The following is a 23,248-nucleotide window of genomic DNA, read 5'->3' on the forward strand; positions in this document are numbered from 1 at the left end:
CACACACCGTCGCGTCGATGGCCCGATCGTTCGGGTGACCCGCGCATGCAGCTGTCTCCGGTGAGGCTCCGCCTCCTCGTCGTTTCCCTTCTGTCCGTCTCGTTCCTGGGCGCGCTCGACCACACGGTCGTGTCGACGTCGCTCGCCACGATCGCCGGCGACCTCGGCGCCCTCGAGCAGATGAGCTGGGTGGTCGTCGGCTACACCCTGTCGAGCACCGTCCTGCTCCCCGTGATCGGCAAGCTCGGCGACGCGATCGGCCCTCGCCTGGTGTTCCTCACGGCCCTTGTCGCGTTCCTCGCCGCGTCGGCGCTGTGCGGCTTCGCTCCCGACATGGGGTGGCTCGTCGTGGCGCGGATCGTCCAGGGCGCGGCATCCGCAGGCCTGCAGCTCATGTCGCAGACGATCCTCGCCCACGTCACCTCGCCCCGCGAGCGGCCACGGTACATGGCGATCATCGGCGCCGCGTTCCCCATCGCCATCCTCGTCGGGCCCGTGCTCGGCGGGCTCATCACCGACTACTGGGGGTGGCGCTGGGTCTTCTGGATCAACGTGCCCGTCGGCGTCGCCGCCCTCGCCCTGGCCGTCGCCGCCGTCCCCCACATCGACGCCGCGCCCCGGCGGCGGTTCGACGTCGCCGGCGCCGTCGCGTTCACGATCTCGCTCGTGGCGCTCGTCGTCGCCGTCTCGTGGATCGGCGAGCCCGCGACCGCGACCACCGCGCTGATCGCGTTCCTCGTCGCCGCGCTCGCGTTCGCCGCCTTCCTGCTCGCGGAGCTGAAGGCCGAGGAGCCCATCGTGCCGCTCGGCATGCTCCGCAACCGCACGATCGCGGCGGGGCTGACCCTGTCGGCCATCATCGGCGTCGGCCTGTTCTCGGTCACCGCCTATCTGCCGACCTACTTCCAGATGGCGTACGGCACGTCCGTCACGGTGTCGGGGCTGGTGCCGATCGCGACGGTGTTCGGGATGCTGGTGAGCAACCTCGCCACCGGCGCGCTCGCCAGCCGCTCGGGCCGCTACCGGGTGTTCGCGATCACGGGCACGGGCCTCGCCGCGACAGGGCTGCTGGTCATGGCGTTCCTCCCCGTCGGCCTTCCGCTCTGGGTGCCCATGATCGTGATGTTCGTCGTCGGAGTCGGCACCGGATCGTTCATGAGCCTGATCATCGCGGTGGTGCAGAGCAGCGTCTCGCGCCGCGAACTGGGCACGGCGACGGCATCCGTCAATCTCGTGCGCCAGATCGGAGCGACCGTCACCACGGCCGTCATCGGGGGAGTGATCGCCGCCGGCGTCGCACCGCTGCTGCCCGACGAGTTCGACATCGCTACGCTCACCCCGCAGCTCGTGCACGCGGCCCCGCCCGCCGCGCAGCTCGCCGTCGCCGAGATCTACACGTCCGTCTTCGCGCCGATCTTCATCGGCCTCGCCGCCGCGTACCTCGTCGGCCTCGCCGCCGCCGTGCTCCTCCCGGCCGGCCGCCTGCCCGAGCACCAGCCCGCGGCGGTCGACGCCGAGCCTCTGCCCGCCTGACCCTCTCGATGGGAGCCACCATGTCCACTTCTCCACACGTCGTCATCGTCGGCAGCGGGCCGATCGGATCGGCCTACGCGCGGGTGATCCTCGAGACGCACCCGACCGCGACGGTCACGATGTTCGAGGCAGGCCCTCAGCTCACCGACATCCCGGGCGAGAGCGTGCGGAACATCGCCGACCCCGACGCGAAGGAGCGGGCGCGTGAGATGTCGCAGGGTCCCCAGTCGGGGGCACTGCGCGAGTCTCTGGGGATTCCGGCCGGAGTCGTCGTCGAGGGCATGTTCACCGCCCGCCAGGGCACCCACCTGCTCGACTTCGGGGGCGAGGGATCGGCGCACGCGCCGACGTTCCCCGCGGCGGCGGCCGCGACCAACGTGGGCGGGCAGGGTGCGCACTGGACATGCGCGATCCCTCGCCCCGCCTTCAGCGAGAAGGTGCTGTTCATCCCCGACGACGAGTGGGACGAGCTCATCGCCCGCGCAGAGTCGCTCCTCCACGCGCAGAGCGCCGCCTTCGCCGACTCGGCCATCGGCGGCGCGATCCGCACCCTGCTCGAGCGGGAGTTCGCCGCCGAACTGCCCGAGGGCTACGGCGTCGGCACCCTCCCCGTCGCCGGGGATCCCCAGCCGGACGGATCGATGCGCTGGGCCGGGGCGGACGTCGTGCTCGGACCGCTCATCGACCCCGACGACCCGCTGTCGCAGCGCTTCCACCTGCGCGACCTCAGCCTCGTCCGCCGCGTCGAGTACGACGGAGGACGGGTGACCGGGGTGGTCGTCGAAGACCTGCGCACCCGCACCACCTCGACCGTCGAGGCCGACGCGGTGGTCGTGGCCGCCGACGCATTCCGGTCACCGCAGCTGCTGTGGGCCTCCGGCATCCGTCCCCCCGCCCTCGGGCGGTACCTCACCGAGCACCACGTCGTGATCTCGACCGTGGCGCTGGACGGCGAGCGTATGTCGGAGCTCGTCAGCGACGACGCCCTCGCGGCGGAGCTGGCGCGCCGCGCGAAGCACGCGGCCGACCCGGTCGCGGCGGTCAACCGCATCCCGTTCTCCGAGCCCGACCACCCGTTCTCGGCGCAGGTCATGTACGCCGAGAATCCTCCGTTCCAGCTCGACCCGTCGCACCCGCACGCGGGCAACCGGTGGGGCTACGTGAACATGGGCTACGGCGTGCGCAAGCACCCGCGCGTCGAAGACGGCGTGACGTTCAGCGACGACGAGCTCGACTACCGCGGACTGCCGAACATGACGATCGAGTACGAGCTGACGGATGCCGAGAACGCCGAGATCGCGCGCGCGACGGAGCACCTCCAGCGTGCGGGGCAGGCGCTCGGCGAGTTCGTCGCCCAGCCCCGCCTGCTGCCGAACGGCTCGAGCCTGCACTACATGGGAACGATGCGGATGGGACCGGCCGACGACGGCACCTCGGTCGCCGACCCGTACTCGGTCGTGTGGGGCTTCGAGAACCTCGTGGTGGGCGGCAATGCCCTGATCCCGACCGCGAACACGATGAACCCGACGCTGACGAGCGTCGCCATCGCGGTGCGCGGAGCCCGCCGGCTCGCCGACTCCCTCGGCTGAGGGCGCCGGTTTCCCAGGGTGGGGAATGGGCCGCCGGCATGCAGCCGCGGGGCCGGGTCACCCGCGTCTGAAGGACTACCGACTCTCCGGCGGCCGGTTGCGGCGCCGCCTCGACTCCACCAAGCCGAGGATCACGAAGGCCGCGCCCAGGATGAGGCCTCCTACGGCGAAGACGAGGGTCGTGTTGCTCACCGCGGCCCAGATCCCGAGGCCGATCCAAGCGGCTCCCAGGACAAACGCGGTCCCAGGGCTCATCCGGGGCTTCATATCGAAGAGCACCCCCAGACCGTCATCCCGACTCCCAACACCGTCCACCCTATTCCGGCTCCAGAGGCAGCCGAGGCCACGGTGAGTCCGAGGTTTGTCACACACTGGTTGATCGCGTTCCGCTGAGCTGCGGTGGGCATGGGCCCACCGGTCACGACGTAGTTCCGCCCGCCGATCGTCACACACCCCACGGAGGCGGAGCAGTACCCAGTGGCTGGCTTGAAGCGGTAGCTCCCGCATCCACCACGGCTTACCGGACAATACTTCGACGGTGAAACGCTCACACACTTCTTGGGGGCACACACCTTCACTGTCGTGGCGGCTTGGGCCGACGCAGCTGGTGACGCGGTCGTCCCTACGAGGGCGACCAACAGAACGATCAACGCCCTCGCCAGCGCGCTGCGCCAGTGGAAAGAGGGGCGTCTCGCGGAATCCGCGACAGCAATTCGTTGCATACTGTCTCCTTCGTCGAGTTCGAATCTTCCGTTGCCGGAAGTCCAAACCGACGATGCCTACGCGGGTTCGCGTAGCCAACACGCAACAGCAAATGCAGTACTGATCTGGCTGGATTTGCGTAGTCGCGACGCCCCGCTCAGTAGCAAGATCTGTTCATCTACGTGGGGGAAGTGTTCTCACTCAGTACGTCGCGGTCTCGGGCCCAACCGCGGCGACGAACGACGCGCCGTCCTTCCCGCCCGCTCGCGTGCACAATGTCGGCAACGGCGGGCCTTCCGCCGCCATAACGTGCATCAGCTCGGCGGGCGGGAGCGGATCACCGACGTTGTGCGCGGCATGCCGGAGTGACCCGGTGGACCCGGCCCGGCCCGGCCGCGCCTGCCGAACACCGCGCTGCAGTCAGGCGGACGGAGCCTCGGGGTCGAGCGCCTTCAGCGTCTCCTCTTCGGCCGGGTTGTCGGCCTCGAGCTGCGACTCGGTCGTCTCATCACCGCCGGTCGGTGCGTCATCGTTGGTGAGATGCTCGCCGCCGGGGAGATCGGCCGCCAGCTGATCGGTGCCGGCCGGCGGCTCCTCGATGGGTTCGTTGTTCGCGCGCGCTTCGGTCATGGCTCGACGCTAGGACCCGCGGTCACGACGCGCGCGGGGATTGACACGCGCGGCCCGCTCAGTCGCGGCCGACTTCGACGCTTTACGTGGCTCCCGTTGCATCGAAGTAGCGGTTGTCGCCTTGACGGAAGTACGAGCCAGGGCCGTCAAAATCAGTTGCGTCGAATTCGTCGAATGTGGTCGTTGGGTCCACCGGATCAAAGCCCCCCGCGCGCTGACGATAGGCGTCTGCTTTCGTGAGCCCGTTTATCGATTCATCGATGTGGATCGATGTCAAGGCGACCCAACGGCGCGCGGGGGACCACCCTCGATCACCGAACCAGGCGAGATCCTCCGCTTTCTTGAGCCCGGCCGAAACTACTGCCGGGCTGAAGTAGACCGTCACGATCCGGCGATCTGCGGCGCGGACTCGAATGCGCTTCTTCGTGCGGTCCTGATCGAGGTATCCCTCAACGACTTCGGGGAGCAACTCGAAAACCTGATCGAGCGGAGACGCCATGGTCGACTCCTACTTTCGGGCGGGGTGGGCGGTGATGATGCGCCATGAGCTCTTGGACACGCTCACCCTCGGCATGTATGTGGTCACCAGTTTGCCGTTCTTCCACAGCTGGATGGGAGCCGTGTACAAGTAGGTGTTGTTTCCCAACTGATGAGTTTTCGGCGGCTGGCACTCCCCAGCGACGCCGCCATCTCACCACAACCGACCTCGATCAGGCCGCAAAGCGCGGCGACGGCGAGAACGCCGCCCGCTCAGTCGCGGTGACTGCGCTGCCAGCCCGCGTCACGGTGCTGCGTGACCACCGGCACCGCGACCGCGGCCGAGATGCACAGCACGCCGGCGATGAAGATGAGCCCTTGCAGCATGGGCGACGCGAACGAGGCGCCGACGAGGTACATGCCGCCGAGCAGCAGGATGGCGTAGAGAGCGAAGAGCACGGTTCCACCTCCGGGGATCGTCGATGATCTCTTTGGTACCCGCCGCTTCGCGACCCCGCTCCGGGGTTGACGCGAACCGGTCCGGCATGGTGCGTGCCGCCGACATCCCGCGTCACGCACGCTGGCGCCCGTCTCGTCGTGGCGTGAGAATGTGCGGCATGAGACTCGTGCAGGTCGCCCAGCGCGCCGAAGACCTTCAGCGGGCCGCGGCCTTCTACACGGCCCTGCTCGAGACCGAGCCGACCGCGCGGTTCGACCCGCCCGGACTGCTCTTCTTCGACCTTGACGGGGTACGCCTGCTCCTCGAGCGCGGAGCGCCGTCGTCGCTGCTCTACCTGCACGTGCACAACGTCCACGAAGCGATCGAGCGCCTGCCCGACGACGTCGAGGTGGTCAGCCCTCCGCACGTCATCTTCACCCACGAGGACGACCGGCTCGGTCCGAGCGGGCACGAGGAGTGGCAGGCGTTCATCCGTGACTCCGAGGGCAACACGGTCGGGCTCATCGCTTTTCAGCGGCGCTGAGGCGGCCGGCGGAGTGGGCGAGGAGAATGGGCGAGTGGATGCCGCGCTGCCAGCCCTGACCGAGATGCCCGACCCGCAGTTCGTGATGTCACCCGAGGGGTACCGCATCGCGACCTACCTGTGGGGCGAGGACGACGCGCCGACGGTGCTGTGCGTCCACGGGTTCGCGTCCAGCTGCCGCGACAACTGGGTGAACACCGGCTGGGTGCGCGACCTCACGCGCGCCGGCTACCGAGTGCTCGGGGTGGACCAGCGCGGGCACGGCGCGAGCGACAAGCCGCACGAGCCGGAGGCGTACGGCATGGCGGCGCTGACCGCCGACCTCGTCGCGGTGCTCGACACGTATCTGGTCGACTCGGTGCGCTACGCCGGCTACTCGCTCGGGGCGCGCGTCGGCTGGCAGCTCTCGGTCACCGCTCCGGAGCATGTCGAGCGGGCGGTGCTCGGCGGCATCCCCGACGGCCGGCCGCTCGCCCGCCTGCAGATCGATCAGGCCCGCGCGTACGCCGAGACCCGCGCTCCGGTCGACGACCAGGTGACCCGCAACTACGTCACGCTCGCCGAGCGGGTGCAGGGCAACGACCTCCGCGCCCTCGTCGCGCTCGCCGAGGGCATGCGGTACGGCGACGCCGACCCCGATCCCGCGCACCCGCCGCAGCAGCACGTGCTGTTCGCCACCGGGTCCGAGGACGCGATCCTCGAGCGCTCCCGCGCCCTGGCCGGGGCGACGCCGAACGGCGAGTTCGTGGAGCTTCCCGACCGGCACCACTTCAACGCGCCGGGGTCGCGGGTCTTCCGCCAGGCCGCTGTCGAGTTCTTCGCCCGCGCGCTCTGACGAACTGGGGTCAGTCCGGCAGGCCCCAGAACGCCCCGCGCAGTCCCACCTCGGCGAAGTACGCCTTCGCCTGGGCAGGCTCGCGCCGCACGTACGGCGAGTCGAGGCGTCCGTCGTACCAGTGCGCGGCCAGCCGCCACAGCGTCGCGAGGTCGAACACCGACCCGCGCTGGTTCCCGGTGCGCGTCAGCCACTCCTCGACGCAGGCCTCCTCGCAGAAGATGCGCTGGTGGCCGCAGGTGTGCACGACGTCGTCCCACACGTGCGCGGCCGGCACGAGGAAGTGCGCGACCTGGTCCCCCTCGGGAGGACCCTCCGATGTGACGACCCACGCGTGCGCCCGGCCGCACGCGGGGCAGGTGGTCGCGACGAGCACCTGGCGTTCCTCGGGCACGAGGTTCGGGATCGCGAACGAGTCCCACGCGCACCCGCCCCACCACAGGGTGCGACGGCCCTTGACGGAGAAGTGCAGGTCGATCGCCGCGAAGGGATGGGCCATCACCACCCGGCCCGCGTCGTCGAGCACGACGTGTCGGGTCGTGGCGAGCACCGCCATCGCCTCGTCGACCTGCTCGAGCGCCAGCCCGGTCGTCACGGCGAGGGCGGCGCGGCTCGGGGGCCGTCCGTCGGTGACGAAACCGCGATACACCTCGCGCCGCACGCGCTCGACATCGTCGTCGGCGACCGCCGGTCGCACCTCGTCCATGACCGAAGCGTACGCCCGGGCGGTGATCCACAGCACCATGGCCGGCGGTGTGCGCGAATCGCGGAGGCGTGCACGATGACGGATGCCTCGGGCCCCAGGCATCCGTGAACTCGAACTTCTCCGGCATTCTGCGCGGCACACTGCGTGCGCGCCGGCGCGGGATCGAGGCATCCTGCTCATTCCCCTGCGGGCACGGCATGCAACCTGCGCGGGCGACGGCGTAGCCTGGGGGAGTGAGCGCCTACGTCTCGGCGTTCGAGCTGTTCTCCATCGGTGTAGGACCCTCGAGCTCCCATACGGTCGGCCCCATGCGGGCCGCCCTCGACTTCGTCGTGCGTCTGCGCGAGTCCGGACTGCTGCCGCACGTCGAGCGGGTGACGTGCACCCTCTACGGATCCCTCGGGGCGACCGGCATCGGCCACGGCACGCCCGACGCGGTCGTCGCGGGGCTTCGCGGCCTCCAGCCCGAGACCGTCGATCCCGCCGTCGTGCGGTCGGCGTGGAGCGCCTGGACCGACGGGGCGCTCCTGCCCCTCGCCGGCGAGCGAGAGGTGGCCTTCGCGCGCGACGACATCGCCTTCGCCCCGCGCACGCGGCTGCCCGGGCACCCGAACGCGATGACGCTCGAGGCATGGTCTCGGGCGGATGCCGGTCCCGTGCGCCGTCCAGGAGCGGATGCCGCGAGCGCGGCCGTCCGCGCCACCGGCGCCGGCTCCCCGACGTCGGCGGGTTCGCCGGACGCCGACCGCAGCCGGAGCGTGGACGCCGACCGCACCGTCGGCGCGGTTGCGGACCGGGCCGGCGGTCTCGGCGCCGACCCTCACCCCGACCTCGTGCTGAGCGAGACGTACTACTCGGTGGGCGGCGGGTTCATCCGGCGCGAGGGCGAGCCGCCTCGCGTGCATAGCCGTGGCTATCCCCTCGACTACGGCAGTGCCGAAGAGCTTCTCGCGCTCTGCGACGAACGGGGGCTGACGATCGCCGAGCTCGCCCGCATCAACGAGGAGGCGCTGCGCAGCGACGAGGAGATCGCGGCCGGGCTCGACGCGATCTGGAACGCGATGGCGGGCTGCGTCGACGCGGGCCTTCACGCCGAGGGCGTGCTGCCCGGGATGCTGGAGGTCAAGCGCCGTGCCGGGGCGATCCGCGCCCAGCTCGACGAAGCCGAAGCCGACGGACGGCGCGAGCTGCCCGGAGAGTGGCTCGGGGCGTTCGCGCTCGCCGTCAACGAGGAGAACGCATCGGGCGGGCGCGTCGTGACCGCCCCGACGAACGGGGCCGCGGGCATCGTTCCGGCCGTCGCGATGTACTGGTGGCGCTTCCTCGCCGACTCGGGGCTCGGAGCGGGCAACGCCGTGACGCCCTACGGCGAGCTGGTCGGCAGCGCGCTCCTCGGCTACGACGGGCACGCCGCCGCCCCCGAGGAGGCGGCCGCCTGGGACGAGGCCGCTGTCGCCGACGCGAACCGGCGCCGAGGCATCCGTCGCTTCCTGCTCACGGCGACCGCGCTGGGGTCGCTCTTCAAGGCGAACGCCTCCATCTCGGGCGCCGAGGGCGGGTGCCAGGCCGAGGTGGGCTCGGCCTGCGCGATGGCGGCCGGCGGACTCACCGCGGTCATGGGCGGCACGAACCGGCAGATCGAGAACGCGGCCGAGATCGCGATGGAGCACCACCTCGGGCTCACGTGCGACCCGGTCGGCGGGCTGGTGCAGATCCCGTGCATCGAGCGCAACGCCATCGCCGCGTCGACCGCGGTCACGGCCGCGCGGCTCGCGCTGCGCGGCGACGGCAGCCACTACGTGAGCCTCGACGCGGTGGTCGAGACGATGCGCCAGACGGGCATCGACATGTCGCACAAGTACAAGGAGACGAGCGAGGGCGGTCTCGCGGTGAACGTCATCGAATGCTGATCTCGGATCTGGCACTCTCCTATCGAGAGTGCTAATCTTGGCGTAGTTGAGCCGAGTCGGCTCAACCCCACGACTGAGAGGAGATCACCATGGCCACGTACGACCCGTTCCGCGAATTCGACCGCCTTGCGTCGAGTCTTCTCGACCCGCGCCGCGGTCCTCGCCTGATGCCGATGGACCTGTATCGCGACGGCGACCACTACGTCCTCACCGCCGACCTGCCGGGCATCGACCCGGGCTCGGTCGACATCGACGTCGACGGCCAGCTGCTCACCATCCGTGCAGAGCGCTCCGTCCCGACCGGTGAGGGCGTCAAGTGGATCACCCGCGAGCGCGAGGGTGCGAGCTTCCTGCGCCAGCTCAGCCTGGGGCAGGGGGTCGACACCGAGCGCATCTCGGCCACCTACGACAACGGTGTGCTGAGCGTCACCATCCCCGTCAGCGAGAAGGCGAAGCCGCGCAAGATCGAAGTGATGGCCGAGGGCCGCTCGTCGGTCGTGCAGGCTCACGAGAGCAGCGAGCAGGCTCACTCGATCGAGCAGTAGGTCTGCCGCTGCGTGTTCACCCCGCCGCCCCGTGTCGTCCGCGACCGGGGCGGCGTTCTCGTGCGGCCCGGGCCGGGGCCGGGCCCGGATGCCGCGGGCCGGCGCCGGCCGTAGGCTGTGCGCGTGGCGGAGTACGTGGTCCCCGCGCCGAAGCGGCGTCGCGGACGCCCGCGCGCGGGCGAGTCCGACGCGCGGGAACGGATCGTGGCCGCGGCCGTGGAGGAGTTCGGCGAGGCCGGCTACGACGGAGCGACGATCCGCGCGATCGCCGCCCGCGCCGGCGTCGACTCGGCTCTCGTGCACCATCACTTCGGCACCAAGGCCGACCTGTTCAGCGAGACCGTCGAGGCGCCCATGCGTCCCGACCTGGCGCTGCCCGAGATCCTCGCCGGGCCGCGCGACCGGGTGGGTGAGCGCATCGTCCGCTACATCCTCGAGACGTGGGAGCAGCCCGAGGTGCAGCGGCGCGGAGTCGTGCTGCTCCGCACCGCCGTCGGCAACAAGCTCACGACACCGCTCGTGGCCGGGTTCCTGTCGCGCGAGCTGCTCTCCCGCATCGCGCGGGCGCTCGAAGTCGACGACGCCGACCTGCGGGCCTCGCTCGCGGCGTCGCAGATCGCCGGGCTGCTGATCGCGCGCTACGTGCTGCGACTGCCGGCGCTGGCCGAGGCATCCGTCGACGACCTCGTCGCGCGAGTCGGCCCCACCGTGCAGCGATACCTGTTCGAGTGAGGTCTTGACCGCCGCGCCGATCGAGCGAATAATTCATCGCGTGATGAATAAATCGTCGGTGAACGCCGTCGAAGTCCGCGGCCTTCACGTCAAGCGCGGCCGCACCCAGGTGTTCTCCGGTCTCGATCTCGACATCCCCCGCGGTCAGATCACCGGCCTCATGGGGCCGTCGGGGTGCGGCAAGACGTCGCTGATGCGCTCCATCGTCGGCGTGCAGAAGGTGCAGAGCGGAACCGTATCGGTGCTCGACGACCCCGCGGGCACCAGGGTGCAACGACGACGCGTCGCGTACGACACCCAGGCGGCCTCGGTGTACGGCGACCTCACGATCCGCCAGAACCTGCGCTATTTCGCGCGCATCCTCGGGGCGCCCGTCCGGCAGGTCGACGAGGTGATCGCCCGGGTCAACCTCACCGACCAGGCCGGGCAGACGGTCGACTCGCTCAGCGGCGGGCAGGAGAAGCGCGTGTCACTCGCGGTCGCGATGCTCGGCGACCCCGAGCTGATCGTGCTCGACGAGCCCACGGTCGGGCTCGATCCGCTCCTGCGGTCCGAGCTGTGGCAGACCTTCCGCACCATCGCCGAGGGCGGCGCCACCATCGTCGTCAGCAGTCATGTCATGGACGAGGCGCTGCGCTGCGATCGCATCGTGCTGCTGCGGTCGGGCCGCATCATCGCCGACACCACACCGTCGCGGCTGCTCTCCGACACGGGCGCGTCGGATCCGGATGCCGCGTTCCTGGCCCTCATCGAACGCGACCGCTCGGCGACCGCGGCCGGCGACGGTCACCCTCGATCCAGGCGCGAGGCGCGAGAGGAGGCGGCGGAATGAACCCGACCCGCACCTTCGCGACGGCGGGACGGATCCTGCGTCAGCTGACCCACGACCCGCGGTCGATCGCGCTCCTGCTGGTCGCGCCGAGCCTGCTCGTGGGGCTGTTCGCGTGGCTGTTCAGCGAGCAGGACGGCGTGTTCGACGTGTACGGCCCGCCCATCCTGGCGCTGTTCCCGTTCATCATCATGTTCCTCATCACGTCGATCACGACTCTTCGCGAGCGGCGGTCGGGCACCCTCGAACGCCTCATGACGACCCCGCTCGGAAAGGCGGACTTCATCGTCGGGTACGCGCTCGCCTTCGGCCTGATGGCGGTGCTGCAGGCGGTCGTCACGGTCACGTTCGCGGTGTGGGTCTGCGGCCTCGAGACCGAGGGGCCCGTGTGGCAGCTGGGTCTCGTCGCCGTCACCGACGCCGTGCTCGGGATGGCGCTGGGCCTGTTGGCGAGCGCGTTCGCCCGCACCGAGTTCCAGGCGGTGCAGTTCATGCCGCTGATCGTGTTCCCGCAGATCCTGCTCGGCGGCCTGTTCATGCCGCGCGACGAGATGCCCGAGGCGCTGTACGCGATCAGCAACGTGCTGCCGCTCAGCTATGCGATCGACGCGATCAACGCGGTGACGGCGGGCGACGAGGGGTGGGATGTCTACGGTCCGCTGCTCGTGGTGCTCGCGTTCCTCATCGGGTCGCTGATCCTCGCCTCGCTCACCCTGCGCCGGCGCACACCGTAGGACCGGCTGCGGGCGGGGCCGGGGGTCAGTCGTGGGGCCGGCTCCGGCGCAGCTTGGCGGTCAGGTCGCGCAGTTGCGCGAGTTCCTCGTCGCTGAGGATCGACATCCGCTCGGCGATCGCCCGCCCGTGCGAGCTCGCCAGCCGGCGGAACAGCGACGCCCCGGCATCCGTCGCCCGCACCAGCGAGCCGCGCCCGTCGTCGGGATCGGCGCACTTCGAGATGAGGCCGCGCGCCGACATCCGCTCGACGAGGCGTGACACGCTGGGCTGGCTGATGAGCATGTTGGCCGTGACATCGCGCAGCCGCGCGGTCATGTTCTCGCCGCGCGTCACGGTCAGGAGCACGTCGTACTCCGCCTGGCTGAGGACGCCTTCGTGGAAATCGTCATTGATGTCTTCGAAGACCTCGTGCTGAGCGCGGAACAGGCTCTCCCATGCATCGATGGCGAGTCGGCGATCCGTCATAGGCACCAGATTACGTCCCGCGCGGGGCTCCCGGTGCGGCGCGCCCGGGCAAAGAACGGGGCCGGTCGGAGAGGCTCCCGACCGGCCCTTGTCCCTTGCACCAAGAGTGTCCTGCAATCACATGCCGGCAGCTGCCACAGCAAAACAACTACCGTGCTTGCACTCTATAACGGGCAGGTAACGACGGCAAGGGCTCTCGTTATCTTTCTGTGATTTCTTTTCGCATGCATAGACGCTCCGCCGACGTTGTGCACGCCGCCCGCCTCCGCCGCCCGCGACCGCCGACCTGATCGCCCCCTGAGGGTCGCTGAACGCGCCCTTGAGCTTCAGGCATCCCTCGCGCATCCCTTGCGGAAACGTTGCGGCTGCCCGATGAGAACCCCGAGATCGCTTCTCCAGGCTGATGTCAACGGCGAAAGCACCTCGCATCGCCGGAAGAGCAGGCGGGTCCCAGCCCGCCCAACCGTGGGAGAACAGCCATGAAGAAGTCCATGAAGGGCACGATCGCCATCGCCGCCGGAATCGCACTGCTGCTGGGCGGCGGGGGATCGCTCGCCTACTGGCAGGGCAGCGCGTCGACGACGTCGGCCACCATCCAGACCGGCGAGCTGAGCGTCGCCCTGACCTCGGGTGCCAAGTGGGAGGTCAAGCGCGGCAGCACGACGACCGACATCACCAGCACCCTCTCGTCGTACAAGATGGTCCCGGGCGACCAGATCATCTACACGGTCCCCTTCCAGACCAAGGCCAACGGCACCAACCTGACCGCCTCGGGCGCGATCAACTGGGGCGGCTTCTCGGCCGTTCCGGCGCACCTGACCTCGAGCGTCGCGGGCACCTACAACGCCGGCGCCATCGCCGGGACGTCGTTCACGGTCGCCAGCGGTACCGCCAACGGGCAGCTGGTCTTCACGCTGACCTGGCCCTTCGGCTCCAACGCCACCAACGACACGGCCGCGACGATGAACCAGAACTGGAACCTCGGCGCCACCACCGTCACCGTCACGCAGACCGCCAACGGCGCGAACTGACCGCCTGACGCTGACCCACGGACCGAAGGGGCCGGGCGCGCACCCGATCCGCCCGGCTCCTTCACCAAAACCCACCCTCGTGTCGCTCGGAAGAGGCAGACGGATGTCGCGCAAGAAGGCCAAGGCTCCCCTCGGGGCCGCCGGACTCATCGCCGGCATCGTCGCCATCGCGGTCGTGATGGCTCCGGGCACCCTCAGCAACTTCGTCTCGAGCACCCAGACGCAGCCCGTGTCGGTCTCCACCGGGGATGCCGGACTGGTCATCGCCGGCAGCGGCGGCTCGAACTCGGGTGTGTACCCGGGCGGCCCCGCCCAGCTCATCGCGACGCGAACGGTCTCCAACACCGGTGACGTCGCGCTGAGCCTCGCGTCCGGCTTCGGCGCCAGCGGCGGCCTGGCCTCGAGCGTCATCCTCACCATCAGCGTGCAGACCGGCGCCTGCGCCGCCACGCCGCCCGCCTCGTGGCCCGGCGACAGCGGCCGCTGGCAGGGCAAGACCAACGGCCTGACGACCGCCGTCGCGACGACGATCACGCCCGGTGCCACTCGCAACCTGTGCGTGTGGCAGAGTCTGGATGCGAACGCCCCCAACGGCACGCAGGGTCAGACCGCCGCGGTGACGATCACCGTCACCGGCACGCAGACCGCCCCCTGACGTACGACCTCCTCCGAACCGACCCCAGCGAACGAGAGCCGACCATGACGAAGCGAGCCAAGCTCATCACAGCGCTGGTCGCTGCGATCGGGCTCGTGGTCGTGTCGCCCCTGGCCGCCGTGGCCTACTGGGTCGTGAGTGCGCAGCTCTCCGTGACCGCGCAGGCCAGCACGCTGTCGATGGCGCCGTGGGCGGGCACGCCCGCCGCGGGCACGTCGACGAGCTTCTCCGGCTGGGCCGACACCGAGTACGTGGCCGTGCCGCTCACCAACACGGGCTCGACGCCGTGGGGCCGGCAGACCGTCTCGGTGGCTCCGGCATCCGGTCTCGGACCGGCAGCGGTCGCGTCGGTGCAAGTCGCCTTCACCGCGAACGGCAACGCGTGCCAGACCGACGCCACCTACAACGGCATCGTGGCGCAGAGCGCGCTCGCCGCCTCGACCTGGATCTCGAACACCGCGATCGCTCCCGGCGCGACGATCTACGCGTGCGGCAAGCTCGCGATCTCCGACACCGACACGCACACCCCGTCGGGCCGGGCCGCCCCGTCGCCGAGCCTCACGCTCACGACGACCGCCACCGTCGCCCAGGGCAACTGGACCGACCAGGAGCAGGGCTCCTATACGGTTACCAGCACCGGGTGGGCGGCGTGCACCACCGACGGCACGACCGCCGTGCTGACGCTGCCGTGGCAGGTGACGAAGGGCAGCTACACCGTCGTGCGCAGTGACACCGGCGCCAGCTTCGCCGCGAACACGGCCCCGAACGGCAAGACGCTGATCATCACGAACACGTCGGCGACCCCGTCGCAGGGAGCCACGTACGTCTCCGTCAAGGATTCGCAGGGAACCACCTTCGCCGTCGCGAGCGTGCGGTTCCTGTCGCCCGCGGGCGGCACCAAGAGTGTGGAGTGCGCATGAGCGCGACGATCGTCCAGAACGACCTCGAGCACCGGGACCTCGCCCCCCGAGAGAGGAATGTCGTGATGACGGATGCCGAAACCCCTGCCGCCCCGGACGGCGGCGCAGACGACGACAGCGTCTCGTTCCCGCGCATGGTCTTCCAGGCGATCTCGTGGGTGCTCCTGCTGCTCGTGTCGCTGCTGGCGATCGTCGTCATCGTGGTGCCGCTGGCTACCGGCGCGAAGCCGTACACGATCCTCACCGGCTCGATGGAGCCGCAGTACCCGCCGGGGACCCTCGTCGTGGTCAAGCCGGTCGACGTCTCGGAGATCAACCTCGGCGACGTCATCACCTATCAGCTGGAGTCGGGCAAACCGCAGGTCGTCACGCACCGTGTGGTGGCCGTCGGTGCCGCTGCCGATGGGACGCCGCTGTTCATCACCCGCGGTGACGCGAACGATGCCGACGACCCGGAGCCCGTGCAGCCGGTGCAGATCGTCGGCGAGCTCTGGTACTCGGTGCCGTACGTCGGCTGGATCAACAACGTGGTCACCGGTCAGGCTCGCGCGTGGGCGATCCCGATCGTCGTGGCGGGACTGTTCATCTACGGCATCGTCCTGCTCGCGATGGGCTTCCGCGACCGGCGCCGCGCCAAGGCGGCGACCGCGCGGGACGCCGCCGGCGCGCCCGCCGAGCCCGCTGAAGCGCGTGGCGACGACGCGATCCCCTCGCCGGAGCAGTAGCCGCGAGCCGGCCCGCGGCGCCGACCAATCCTTGCGGTCTCTTGCGGAACCCTTGCGGCTTCCCGATGAGAATCGCGAGGTCGCTCGTCCAGGCTGATCTCATCAGGCGGTGGCACACCGCCGAGAGAGCACCGAGCGGGTCCCAGCCCGCCCGATACGTGGGGGAACAGTCATGAAGTCATTGACGGGCGCAATCGCCATCGGCACCTGGATCGGGTTGGTCCTGGGAGGCGGCGGGTCACTCGCCTATCTGCGGCGCCGGCCGCTCCTGCGCCCGACGAGCTGAGCGTCGCACGAGCTGAGCGTCGCACGGGACGGCTCGACGGGCTTTGCCCGTGCCGCCGCTACCCTCGTGCCATGCCCGTCAGCAACACGCGCCGCGCGCGAGCCGCGCGCCGTCGTGCGAGACGGGTCGCTGCCGCCGACAACGACCTCACCGTCGACGAGTGGGAGTCGCTCGTCGAGGCATGGGGAGCGTGCGCGTACTGCGGCGCCGCCGACGGGCCGTTCCAGAGGGACTGCGTGCTTCCGATCTCGCGCGGCGGGCGGTACACGTTCGAGAACGTGGTGCCGGCGTGCCGGTCCTGCAACGCGAGCAAGAGCAACGACGAGGTGACCGGCTGGCTGCGCCGCAAGCGCCTCGACGAACGGGCGTTCCTGCTGCGGCACGTCGAGATCCTCGGCGCCTGGCGATCGTGAGAGGACGAGCGCGATGACGATCGTCGTGCGGCCCTATGAGGCGAGCGACTGGGACGACATCAGCCGTATCCACGACGCGGCGCGGTGGGACGAGCTGCGCGGGGCCGGGCTGGTCGACGCCTACCTGTCGCTCGCCGAGACGTACGAGAACGAGGGCCTGTTCGACGACGACGTGTGGGTCGCCGAGCTCGACCGCCGGGTCGCGGGGTTCTTGGCCGGGTCGGCCGACGAGATCACGTGGGCGTACGTCGACCCGGCGCTGTACCGTCGGGGCGTCGGCCGCGCGCTCGTCGAGCACGTGCTGGCGCGGGCGACGGGCCCGGTCGAACTCGAGGTGCTCGAGGGCAATTCGGCGCGGGCGTTCTACGAGGCCGTCGGCTTCGTCTGGCAGTCCACGACCACCGGCAAGCTGGCCGGGAACGAGTCGTTCCGGGCGACCGGTCACACGCTGGTCTGGCGCCCGGCGTCCGACGCCGGCTGAGCCCGGGTCTGTCGCAATATCGCGCCGGGGGTCGAGGCATCCGCTCTGAGTTTGTTCGACGTGCCGTTCGCGCGGCAGTTCCCGGCATTCGCGGGTGTCTCGCGACGCAGCGGATGCCGGAATCTGCGGCGCGAGCCGTGTCGTAACCGGATGCCGGACCCGCCCGCCATGTCGTGCCCCGCAGGATGCGGAGGGGCGGCGCGCGCGACCCGTCAGCCTGCGGCGAGCAGGCGGATGCCGTCGAGCACCGCGGCGTGGGTCTTCGGTGAGGCGAGCACGCGGAAGTGCCCCTGGGCGGGCACGACGACGTTCGTCGCGCCGTCGAGCGCGCTCCCCTCGGGGATGTGCGGGTCGTACGGGCCGTACACCGACACGATCCGTCCGTTCACCGAAGTCTCGCGTCCGAGCGTCACGATCGTCTCGTTGCCGGGCAGGAAGGCACGGATGCTGGGGTCGATGAACAGTCGCGCGCGGCGTGCACCGCCGAAGGGCGTGGCGACCGCGACCAACCCGAGCACACCGAGCGACGGCTCCCCCGGGCTGTGCGGCGCGCCGGCGGCTGCGGCCGCCGGGTCGCCGCCGACGGATGCCTCAACCGCCGCCGCGGAGGCGGCTCCGGTCTTCACGAGCAGGTGCTTGCCGATGAGCCCGCCCTTGCTGTGCGCGACGAGTACGCGGCCCGCGGGCGGCAGCGGCAGGTCGGCGAGCGTCCGGGCGAGCAGGTCGGCGGTCTCGGCAATGCCCCGGCGATTCACACCGAGGCCGTGGATCACCCGGACGCGGTGCCCGGCCGCGGCGAGGGTGTCGCCGAGGGGTCGCAGGAAGGTCCAGTGCTCGTACACCCCGGGCAGCAGCACGACCTCCGGGAGGTCCGCCGACCCCGCATGCCAGGTGGGGGGTGTCGGCCGGTGGCGCCCGAGGGCCCACGGCATGCTGAGCACGGCGAGCTGCCGCCGGGCGGCGTAGACGTAGTCGGCGGTCCACCACAGCGCGCGCTGCAGGCTCCACGGACGGCCGGCCTGCCCGCCGGGCACTGCTTCTCCGGGCGTGGGCGTCATGGGCGGCAGTCTACGAGGCGGAGAGGAACGGATGCCTCGCCCTGGCGCGGTGCGGGTCCGCGAGGTATGTCCCGAACTCGCACTGGTGGCCGTCCGCGGGTCGCGCCCGAGGCATGTCCCGAATTTGCGGTCGAGGCCGACCTTCGACCGCCGAACAGTGGGACACGCATCGCGAAAGGTGGGACACGACCGAGACGGCGAGGCATGTCCCGAATTTGCGGTCGAGGCCGACCGTCGAGCGCCGAACAGTGGGACACGCACCGCGAAAGGTGGGACACGACCGAGAGGGGGAGGGTGTCCCGAACTCGCGCGCGAGGCCGACCGTCGACCGCCGAACAGTGGGACACGCACCGCGAAAGGTGGGACACGCAAAAGGAGGGGGAGCCGGCGGCGCTCAGGCCGACGGAGCCGGCGCGGCCGTGGTGCCCCGGACTCCGGTGATGGCGGCTTCGACGACGGCGGCGGCGAGGGCGTCGATCACCTCTGCGGGCTGCCACTGCACGGGCCCGTGCACGGCGATGTCGGCGAACCCGTGGACGGCGGACCAGCACGCCCACTCGGCGAAGGGCCTGCGCTCGGGAGCGAGGGCTCCGGCATCTACCATCGCATCCAGTGTGTCGAGCAGCAGCTGGAACGGCGCGACCACCTCGTCGTCGAGGGTGACGATGCCTTCGCCGCCGTCGGGGTCCTGCGTCGCGAACGCGAGTTCGAACCAGCCGCGTTCGGCGCGCGCGAAGTCGATGTACGCGAGGCCGACGCGACGGAGTCGCTCGATGGATGCCTCGTCCGGGGACAGGTCGGGCGGCGCCTGCTCCACGCGGGTTCGGATGGCTCGGGCGAGGGCGAGCTGTGCTTCTGCGGCGACCGCGCGCACGAGATGCTCCCGGTCGGCGAAGTGACGGTAGGCGGCGTTCGGTGAGACGCCCACAGCGCGCGTGACCTCGCGCAGCGAAACCGCGGCGGGACCGCCCGTGCGGGCGAGTATCAGCCCCTGCTCGATCAGCGCATGTCGGAGGTCGCCGTGATGATAGGTGCGCAGCTGCGGACCCATTGCATCCTCCCCCCTCGATGTGTACGGTGTGAACATCAATGTACACGCTGTCCACATCGACAGTACCCTCGCCCTTCGCCGCACGTCACCGCACACGCAGAAGGACCACCATGACCCAGCCGACAGCGTCCGCGTCGCACGACGAGTCGCTCCAGGAGCAGCCCGGCCCGCGCACCGTGCGGGCCTTCTACCAAGTGCTCGCGAACACGGCCCTGGCCAACGTCACGTCGAGCTTCCTGTGGTTCGCCCTGACGTTCTGGGCGTACCTCGAGACCGAGTCGGTACTCGCCACCGCGATCATCGGCGGGTCGTACATGCTGCTCGTCGCTGTCTTCGGCGTCGTGTTCGGCGCGATCGTCGATCACATGAAAAAGAAGGCGGTCATGGTGCTCTCGAGCGTCGTGACCCTGTCGACCTACCTCATCGCGGGCGCGCTCTACCTCTCCTTCCCCGAGACCACGCTCGTGAACTGGGGTGGGCCCTGGTTCTGGGTGTTCGCCGGCGTCATCCTCATCGGGGGAGTGGTCGAGAACCTGCGCAACATCGCGCTCTCGACGACGGTGACGCTCCTCGTGCCGTCTGATCGCCGCGACCGGGCGAACGGGCTCGTGGGGGCCGTCCAGGGCATCGCGTTCATGGTGACGAGCGTGTTCTCCGGTCTGTCGATCGGGCTTCTCGGCATGGGGTGGACGGTCGTCATCGCGATCGTCGCGACGGCTCTCGCCCTCACCCACCTGCTGTTCGTCCCGATCCCCGAGCGCGGCATCGTGCACGCCGAGGGCGAGGAGCGCCGCGGCCTGGGCTTCCGCGAGGTCATCCCCGCCGTGCTCGCCGTGCCCGGGCTGCTCGCGCTGATCCTCTTCACGACCTTCAACAATCTCGTCGGCGGCGTGTTCATGGCGCTCATGGACCCGTACGGACTCACCCTCTTCTCGGTCGAGGTGTGGGGCGTGATCCTCGGCATCACGAGCATCGGGTTCATCATCGGCGGTGGGCTGGTGGCGAAGTTCGGTCTCGGAAAGAACCCGGTTCGCACGATGCTGCTGGTGAACATCGGCATCGCCGTCCTGGGCATGGCCTTCGCCATCCGCGAGTGGTGGTGGCTGTACGCGCTCGGGATCCTCATCTTCATGTGCCTCATGCCGATCGCCGAGGCGGCCGAGCAGACGATCGTGCAGCGGGTTGTGCCGTTCGAGAAGCAGGGGCGCGTGTTCGGCTTCGCGGCCAGCGTCGAATCGGCGGCCGCTCCGATCTCGGCTTTCCTGATCGGTCCTCTCGCCCAGTTCTGGCTCATCCCCTACATGGACTCGCCCGCGGGCCAGGATTCCCTGGGCTGGCTGCTCGGCCCGGGCGAGGCGCGGGGAATCGCGCTGGCCTTCCTCGCCGCGAGTGCGCTGCTCCTCATCGTCGTCCTCCTCGCCTTCATCTCGAAGCCGTACCGTCAGCTGTCGGCGGCATATGCGGCCGCGCCGCCCTCACTGCACACCGAGGGCGGGGAGACGGATGCCGCGCCCGCCGCCGCCGCCGCAACGCCCGGGCGCCTCGGCGCAAGCTGACGGTGCCGGCGCGCACTCGGATGACCGACGACTGATCTCCGCACGGCAGGCGTACTGTCGGACCGTGCGGCACGAGCTCGAGAATCCGGTCGTTGTCGACTTCCCACTGCGGGGGGAGAACTGGATCGCGGTGACGACGCCGGCCGCCCGGGTGCCGAGCCATGGGGTGGATATCCTCGGCCAGCGGTACGCCTTCGACTTCGTGCGTGTGGACCACCGCCCGGGGGTTCACGTGCACCCGGCATCGACGCTCCGCACGTCCACACTCGGCGCGCGGACCCGGGAATGCTATGCGTGGGGTGCCGGCATCCATGCCCCCTTCGACGGTGAGGTGGTCGTCGCTGTGGACGGAATCGAGGAGCGGGCGTGGGTGAATCCGTTCCGCGAAGCCGCGCGAGGCATGTGGAACGGCGTGACGTTTCGGCCCGGACGGCTGCCGAGCATCCCCGGCAATCACGTGATCCTTCGGAGGGGTCCGGTGTTCGCGGGCTTCGCGCACCTCACTCCCGGCAGTGTGAGGGTGTCACCGGGCGAGCGGGTGCGCACCGGGGATCTGATCGGGAGGGTCGGGCACACGGGCAATTCCACGTCGCCCCACCTGCACTTCCAGCTGATGGACTCCGCCGATCTCATGCGGGCGAAGGGGCTGCCCTGCGCCTTCCGCACCTATGAGGTCCGCGGGCCGTACGGGTGGCAGCGGGTGGAGTCCGGCAGCCCGGGTGCTCGGGAGCGCCTGCGGGCTGCGGAGTGAGGCGGTCGCAGGGTTGAGGGTCTAGCCCCACCGCCCGCGCGCCGCAAGCCCATTCCGGGCGCGCCGCCGTCTTCGTACCGTGGCGTCACCGGAGAGGAGCAACACCATGACGAACAACCCCATTCTTCCGATCGTCCCGCCCGCCGACGGCGACGACGACGGCGTCGACGCGCCGGGCGCGCTCACCGACGACGACCGGCCGCTCGACCCCGACATCGCCGATGAGGCGATGACGAGCGCCGACGCCGACGAAGTCGCTGCGCGAGAGGGCGAACTCGACGGTGAGGCGGACGACCGACCCTGACGCGGACCGCCCGCTCGTGCCGGGTTCGGGCCAGGATGGAACCATGATCTCGATCCCGAGCGTGACCCTGAACGACGGTGCCCCGTTCCCCGAGCTGGGCCTCGGCACCTACAACCTGCGAGGCGACGAGGGCGTCTCGTCGATCGTCTCGGCGATCCACACCGGCTACCGCCTGCTCGATACGGCCGTCAACTACGAGAACGAGCACGAGGTGGGCGAAGCCGTGCGTCGCAGCGGCGTCGACCGCGACGAGCTGATCGTGACGTCCAAGATCCCCGGTCGGCACCACGGTCGCCAGCAGGCGATCGACAGCATCCGCGGCTCACTCGGGCTACTCGGCCTCGACCGCATCGACCTGCAGCTGATCCACTGGCCGAACCCCAGCGTCGGCAAGTACGTCGACACGTGGCTGGGCATGATCGAAGCGCGTGAGCAGGGCCTCGTGCGTTCCATCGGCGTCTCGAACTTCACTGAGGCGATGCTCACCGAGCTGATCGATGAAACGGGCGTCGTCCCCGCCGTGAACCAGGTCGAGCTGCATCCGTACTTCCCCCAGGCGGCGCTGCGCGCCTTCCATGCCGAACACGGCATACGCACCGAGAGCTGGAGCCCGCTCGCGCGCCGGAGTGAGCTTCTCAACGAGCAGTTGCTGCGAGAACTCGCCGTCGTGCATGATGTGACGCCGACCCAGCTGGTGCTGCGGTGGCACGTCCAGCTCGGCAGCACCCCGATTCCGAAATCGGCCGACTCCGACCGCCAGCGGGAGAACGCCAACGTGTTCGGATTCGCGCTCACCGATGACCAGGTCGAGCTGATCTCGGGCCTCGAGCGCGGCCGCCTGTGGGATGGCGACCCGAATACGCACGAGGAGATGTAGGTCAGCCCCGAGGTCGGCGCGCAGCTTCGGGTCCGGGCCGCGGATCTGCCTCGCCACGCCGGGCGCCTCGGCGCGTCGGGGCACTTCGACGCCCCAACCCCACCCGACTCCCCGGCTCGGGGCGGATCTGCCCCGCCACGCCGCGTGCTCCGGTGCGTCGGGGCGCTTCGACGCCCCGACGCCACCCGGCGCCCAGGCTCAGAGCCCGCGGCATCCGTCACCCGACGCCCGCACCGCGGCGCGTCCCTCGAGAGCGCGGGTTCGGGGCGCGGATCTCCCTCGCCGCGCCGCGTGCTCCGGTGCGTCGGGGCGCTTCGACGCCCCGACGCCACCCCACGCCCAACCCCACCCCACGTCCAGGCTCGCATTCCGCGGCATCCGTCACCCGACGCCCGGGCCTAGGGTTCAGGGCGCCGATCCGGCCCGCCACGCCCCGGCCCGCGGTGTGTCGGGCAGCGTCGACGCCCCG

The 23,248-nt window shown here is 70.4% G+C and carries 26 protein-coding genes; 19 read left to right on the forward strand and 7 right to left on the reverse strand.

The annotated features are described in order from the left end of the window. Positions 1–60: 60 nt before the first annotated feature. The gene (locus tag ACFUTX_RS13440; protein WP_378865509.1) at positions 61–1,533 is read left to right on the forward strand and encodes an MFS transporter; all 1,473 of its coding nucleotides are present in this window, start codon (positions 61–63) and stop codon (positions 1,531–1,533) included. 20 nt (positions 1,534–1,553) lie between these two features. Beyond that, positions 1,554–3,122 carry a GMC oxidoreductase gene (locus ACFUTX_RS13445; RefSeq protein WP_378865512.1) on the forward strand — a complete coding sequence of 523 codons (1,569 nt, stop codon included), beginning with the start codon at positions 1,554–1,556 and terminating at the stop codon, positions 3,120–3,122. 1,122 nt (positions 3,123–4,244) lie between these two features. On the opposite strand, the gene ACFUTX_RS13450 is transcribed toward ACFUTX_RS13445, so the two are convergent. From ACFUTX_RS13450 to ACFUTX_RS13460, 3 genes are all read right to left on the reverse strand, one after another. Beyond that, positions 4,245–4,454, reverse strand: coding sequence for a hypothetical protein (locus tag ACFUTX_RS13450; RefSeq protein ID WP_378865518.1), 210 nt, complete (start codon positions 4,452–4,454; stop codon positions 4,245–4,247). Positions 4,455–4,536: 82 nt separating this feature from the next. Next, positions 4,537–4,953, reverse strand: coding sequence for a hypothetical protein (locus tag ACFUTX_RS13455; RefSeq protein ID WP_378865521.1), 417 nt, complete (start codon positions 4,951–4,953; stop codon positions 4,537–4,539). 251 nt (positions 4,954–5,204) lie between these two features. Beyond that, positions 5,205–5,390 carry a hypothetical protein gene (locus ACFUTX_RS13460; RefSeq protein WP_378865524.1) on the reverse strand — a complete coding sequence of 62 codons (186 nt, stop codon included), beginning with the start codon at positions 5,388–5,390 and terminating at the stop codon, positions 5,205–5,207. A gap of 158 nt (positions 5,391–5,548) precedes the next feature. On the opposite strand from ACFUTX_RS13460, the gene ACFUTX_RS13465 reads away from it, so the two are divergent. After that, positions 5,549–5,914, forward strand: a complete 366-nt coding sequence (locus ACFUTX_RS13465; RefSeq protein WP_378865527.1) for a VOC family protein — start codon at positions 5,549–5,551, stop codon at positions 5,912–5,914. A 34-nt stretch (positions 5,915–5,948) separates the two neighbouring features. After that, complete coding sequence (locus ACFUTX_RS13470; protein WP_378865530.1) at positions 5,949–6,749, forward strand: alpha/beta fold hydrolase; 801 nt, start codon at positions 5,949–5,951, stop codon at positions 6,747–6,749. A gap of 10 nt (positions 6,750–6,759) precedes the next feature. On the opposite strand, the gene merB is transcribed toward ACFUTX_RS13470, so the two are convergent. After that, positions 6,760–7,557 carry an organomercurial lyase gene (gene merB / locus ACFUTX_RS13475; protein WP_378865533.1) on the reverse strand — a complete coding sequence of 266 codons (798 nt, stop codon included), beginning with the start codon at positions 7,555–7,557 and terminating at the stop codon, positions 6,760–6,762. A 131-nt stretch (positions 7,558–7,688) separates the two neighbouring features. Here merB and ACFUTX_RS13480 point away from each other — a divergent pair, with 131 nt between their 5' ends. From ACFUTX_RS13480 to ACFUTX_RS13500, 5 genes are all read left to right on the forward strand, one after another. Beyond that, positions 7,689–9,365, forward strand: a complete 1,677-nt coding sequence (locus ACFUTX_RS13480; protein WP_378865535.1) for an L-serine ammonia-lyase, iron-sulfur-dependent, subunit alpha — start codon at positions 7,689–7,691, stop codon at positions 9,363–9,365. 89 nt (positions 9,366–9,454) lie between these two features. Further along, the gene (locus ACFUTX_RS13485; RefSeq protein ID WP_378865537.1) at positions 9,455–9,910 is read left to right on the forward strand and encodes an Hsp20/alpha crystallin family protein; all 456 of its coding nucleotides are present in this window, start codon (positions 9,455–9,457) and stop codon (positions 9,908–9,910) included. Between the two features lie 123 nt (positions 9,911–10,033). Further along, complete coding sequence (locus tag ACFUTX_RS13490; RefSeq protein ID WP_378865540.1) at positions 10,034–10,642, forward strand: TetR family transcriptional regulator; 609 nt, start codon at positions 10,034–10,036, stop codon at positions 10,640–10,642. A 4-nt stretch (positions 10,643–10,646) separates the two neighbouring features. Then, positions 10,647–11,474: an ABC transporter ATP-binding protein gene (locus ACFUTX_RS13495; RefSeq protein ID WP_378865543.1), complete on the forward strand. Its 828-nt coding sequence runs from the start codon at positions 10,647–10,649 to the stop codon at positions 11,472–11,474. After that, positions 11,471–12,205 (forward strand): ABC transporter permease, encoded by a 735-nt coding sequence (locus tag ACFUTX_RS13500; protein WP_378865546.1) that lies wholly within the window; start codon positions 11,471–11,473, stop codon positions 12,203–12,205. Before ACFUTX_RS13495 ends, ACFUTX_RS13500 begins: the two co-directional genes overlap by 4 nt. Before the next feature lie 25 nt (positions 12,206–12,230). Here the strand turns inward: ACFUTX_RS13500 and ACFUTX_RS13505 are convergent, their stop codons facing one another. Further along, positions 12,231–12,671, reverse strand: coding sequence for a MarR family winged helix-turn-helix transcriptional regulator (locus ACFUTX_RS13505; protein WP_378865548.1), 441 nt, complete (start codon positions 12,669–12,671; stop codon positions 12,231–12,233). A 479-nt stretch (positions 12,672–13,150) separates the two neighbouring features. Between ACFUTX_RS13505 and ACFUTX_RS13510 the strand changes: the two genes are divergently transcribed. From ACFUTX_RS13510 to ACFUTX_RS13535, 6 genes are all read left to right on the forward strand, one after another. Further along, entirely contained in the window at positions 13,151–13,702 is a 552-nt protein-coding gene (locus ACFUTX_RS13510) for an alternate-type signal peptide domain-containing protein (protein ID WP_378865551.1), read from the forward strand. Positions 13,703–13,805: 103 nt separating this feature from the next. After that, complete coding sequence (locus ACFUTX_RS13515; protein ID WP_378865554.1) at positions 13,806–14,357, forward strand: hypothetical protein; 552 nt, start codon at positions 13,806–13,808, stop codon at positions 14,355–14,357. Between the two features lie 44 nt (positions 14,358–14,401). Next, complete coding sequence (locus ACFUTX_RS13520; RefSeq protein WP_378865557.1) at positions 14,402–15,277, forward strand: hypothetical protein; 876 nt, start codon at positions 14,402–14,404, stop codon at positions 15,275–15,277. Then, positions 15,274–16,002 carry a signal peptidase I gene (locus ACFUTX_RS13525; protein WP_378865560.1) on the forward strand — a complete coding sequence of 243 codons (729 nt, stop codon included), beginning with the start codon at positions 15,274–15,276 and terminating at the stop codon, positions 16,000–16,002. Before ACFUTX_RS13520 ends, ACFUTX_RS13525 begins: the two co-directional genes overlap by 4 nt. 357 nt (positions 16,003–16,359) lie before the next feature. After that, positions 16,360–16,701 carry an HNH endonuclease gene (locus ACFUTX_RS13530; protein WP_378865563.1) on the forward strand — a complete coding sequence of 114 codons (342 nt, stop codon included), beginning with the start codon at positions 16,360–16,362 and terminating at the stop codon, positions 16,699–16,701. A gap of 13 nt (positions 16,702–16,714) precedes the next feature. Beyond that, a complete protein-coding gene (locus ACFUTX_RS13535; protein ID WP_378865566.1) occupies positions 16,715–17,182 on the forward strand; it encodes a GNAT family N-acetyltransferase in 468 nt (155 codons plus the stop codon). A gap of 212 nt (positions 17,183–17,394) precedes the next feature. On the opposite strand, the gene ACFUTX_RS13540 is transcribed toward ACFUTX_RS13535, so the two are convergent. Continuing rightward, positions 17,395–18,240 (reverse strand): esterase/lipase family protein, encoded by an 846-nt coding sequence (locus ACFUTX_RS13540; protein WP_378865569.1) that lies wholly within the window; start codon positions 18,238–18,240, stop codon positions 17,395–17,397. A gap of 394 nt (positions 18,241–18,634) precedes the next feature. Then, entirely contained in the window at positions 18,635–19,291 is a 657-nt protein-coding gene (locus ACFUTX_RS13545; protein ID WP_378865572.1) for a TetR/AcrR family transcriptional regulator, read from the reverse strand. 110 nt (positions 19,292–19,401) lie between these two features. On the opposite strand from ACFUTX_RS13545, the gene ACFUTX_RS13550 reads away from it, so the two are divergent. From ACFUTX_RS13550 to ACFUTX_RS13565, 4 genes are all read left to right on the forward strand, one after another. Beyond that, positions 19,402–20,847: an MFS transporter gene (locus ACFUTX_RS13550; protein ID WP_378865575.1), complete on the forward strand. Its 1,446-nt coding sequence runs from the start codon at positions 19,402–19,404 to the stop codon at positions 20,845–20,847. A 64-nt stretch (positions 20,848–20,911) separates the two neighbouring features. Continuing rightward, positions 20,912–21,598 (forward strand): M23 family metallopeptidase, encoded by a 687-nt coding sequence (locus ACFUTX_RS13555; protein ID WP_378865578.1) that lies wholly within the window; start codon positions 20,912–20,914, stop codon positions 21,596–21,598. 106 nt (positions 21,599–21,704) lie between these two features. Beyond that, on the forward strand, positions 21,705–21,902 hold the full coding sequence (locus ACFUTX_RS13560; protein ID WP_378865580.1) for a hypothetical protein: 198 nt from the start codon (positions 21,705–21,707) through the stop codon (positions 21,900–21,902). A gap of 43 nt (positions 21,903–21,945) precedes the next feature. Then, a complete protein-coding gene (locus ACFUTX_RS13565; RefSeq protein WP_378865583.1) occupies positions 21,946–22,779 on the forward strand; it encodes an aldo/keto reductase in 834 nt (277 codons plus the stop codon). The last annotated feature ends 469 nt before the right edge of the window (positions 22,780–23,248 follow it).

Origin of the sequence: Microbacterium sp. NPDC057407 (assembly GCF_042803895.1) — a bacterium.
Lineage (GTDB): Bacteria > Actinomycetota > Actinomycetes > Actinomycetales > Microbacteriaceae > Microbacterium.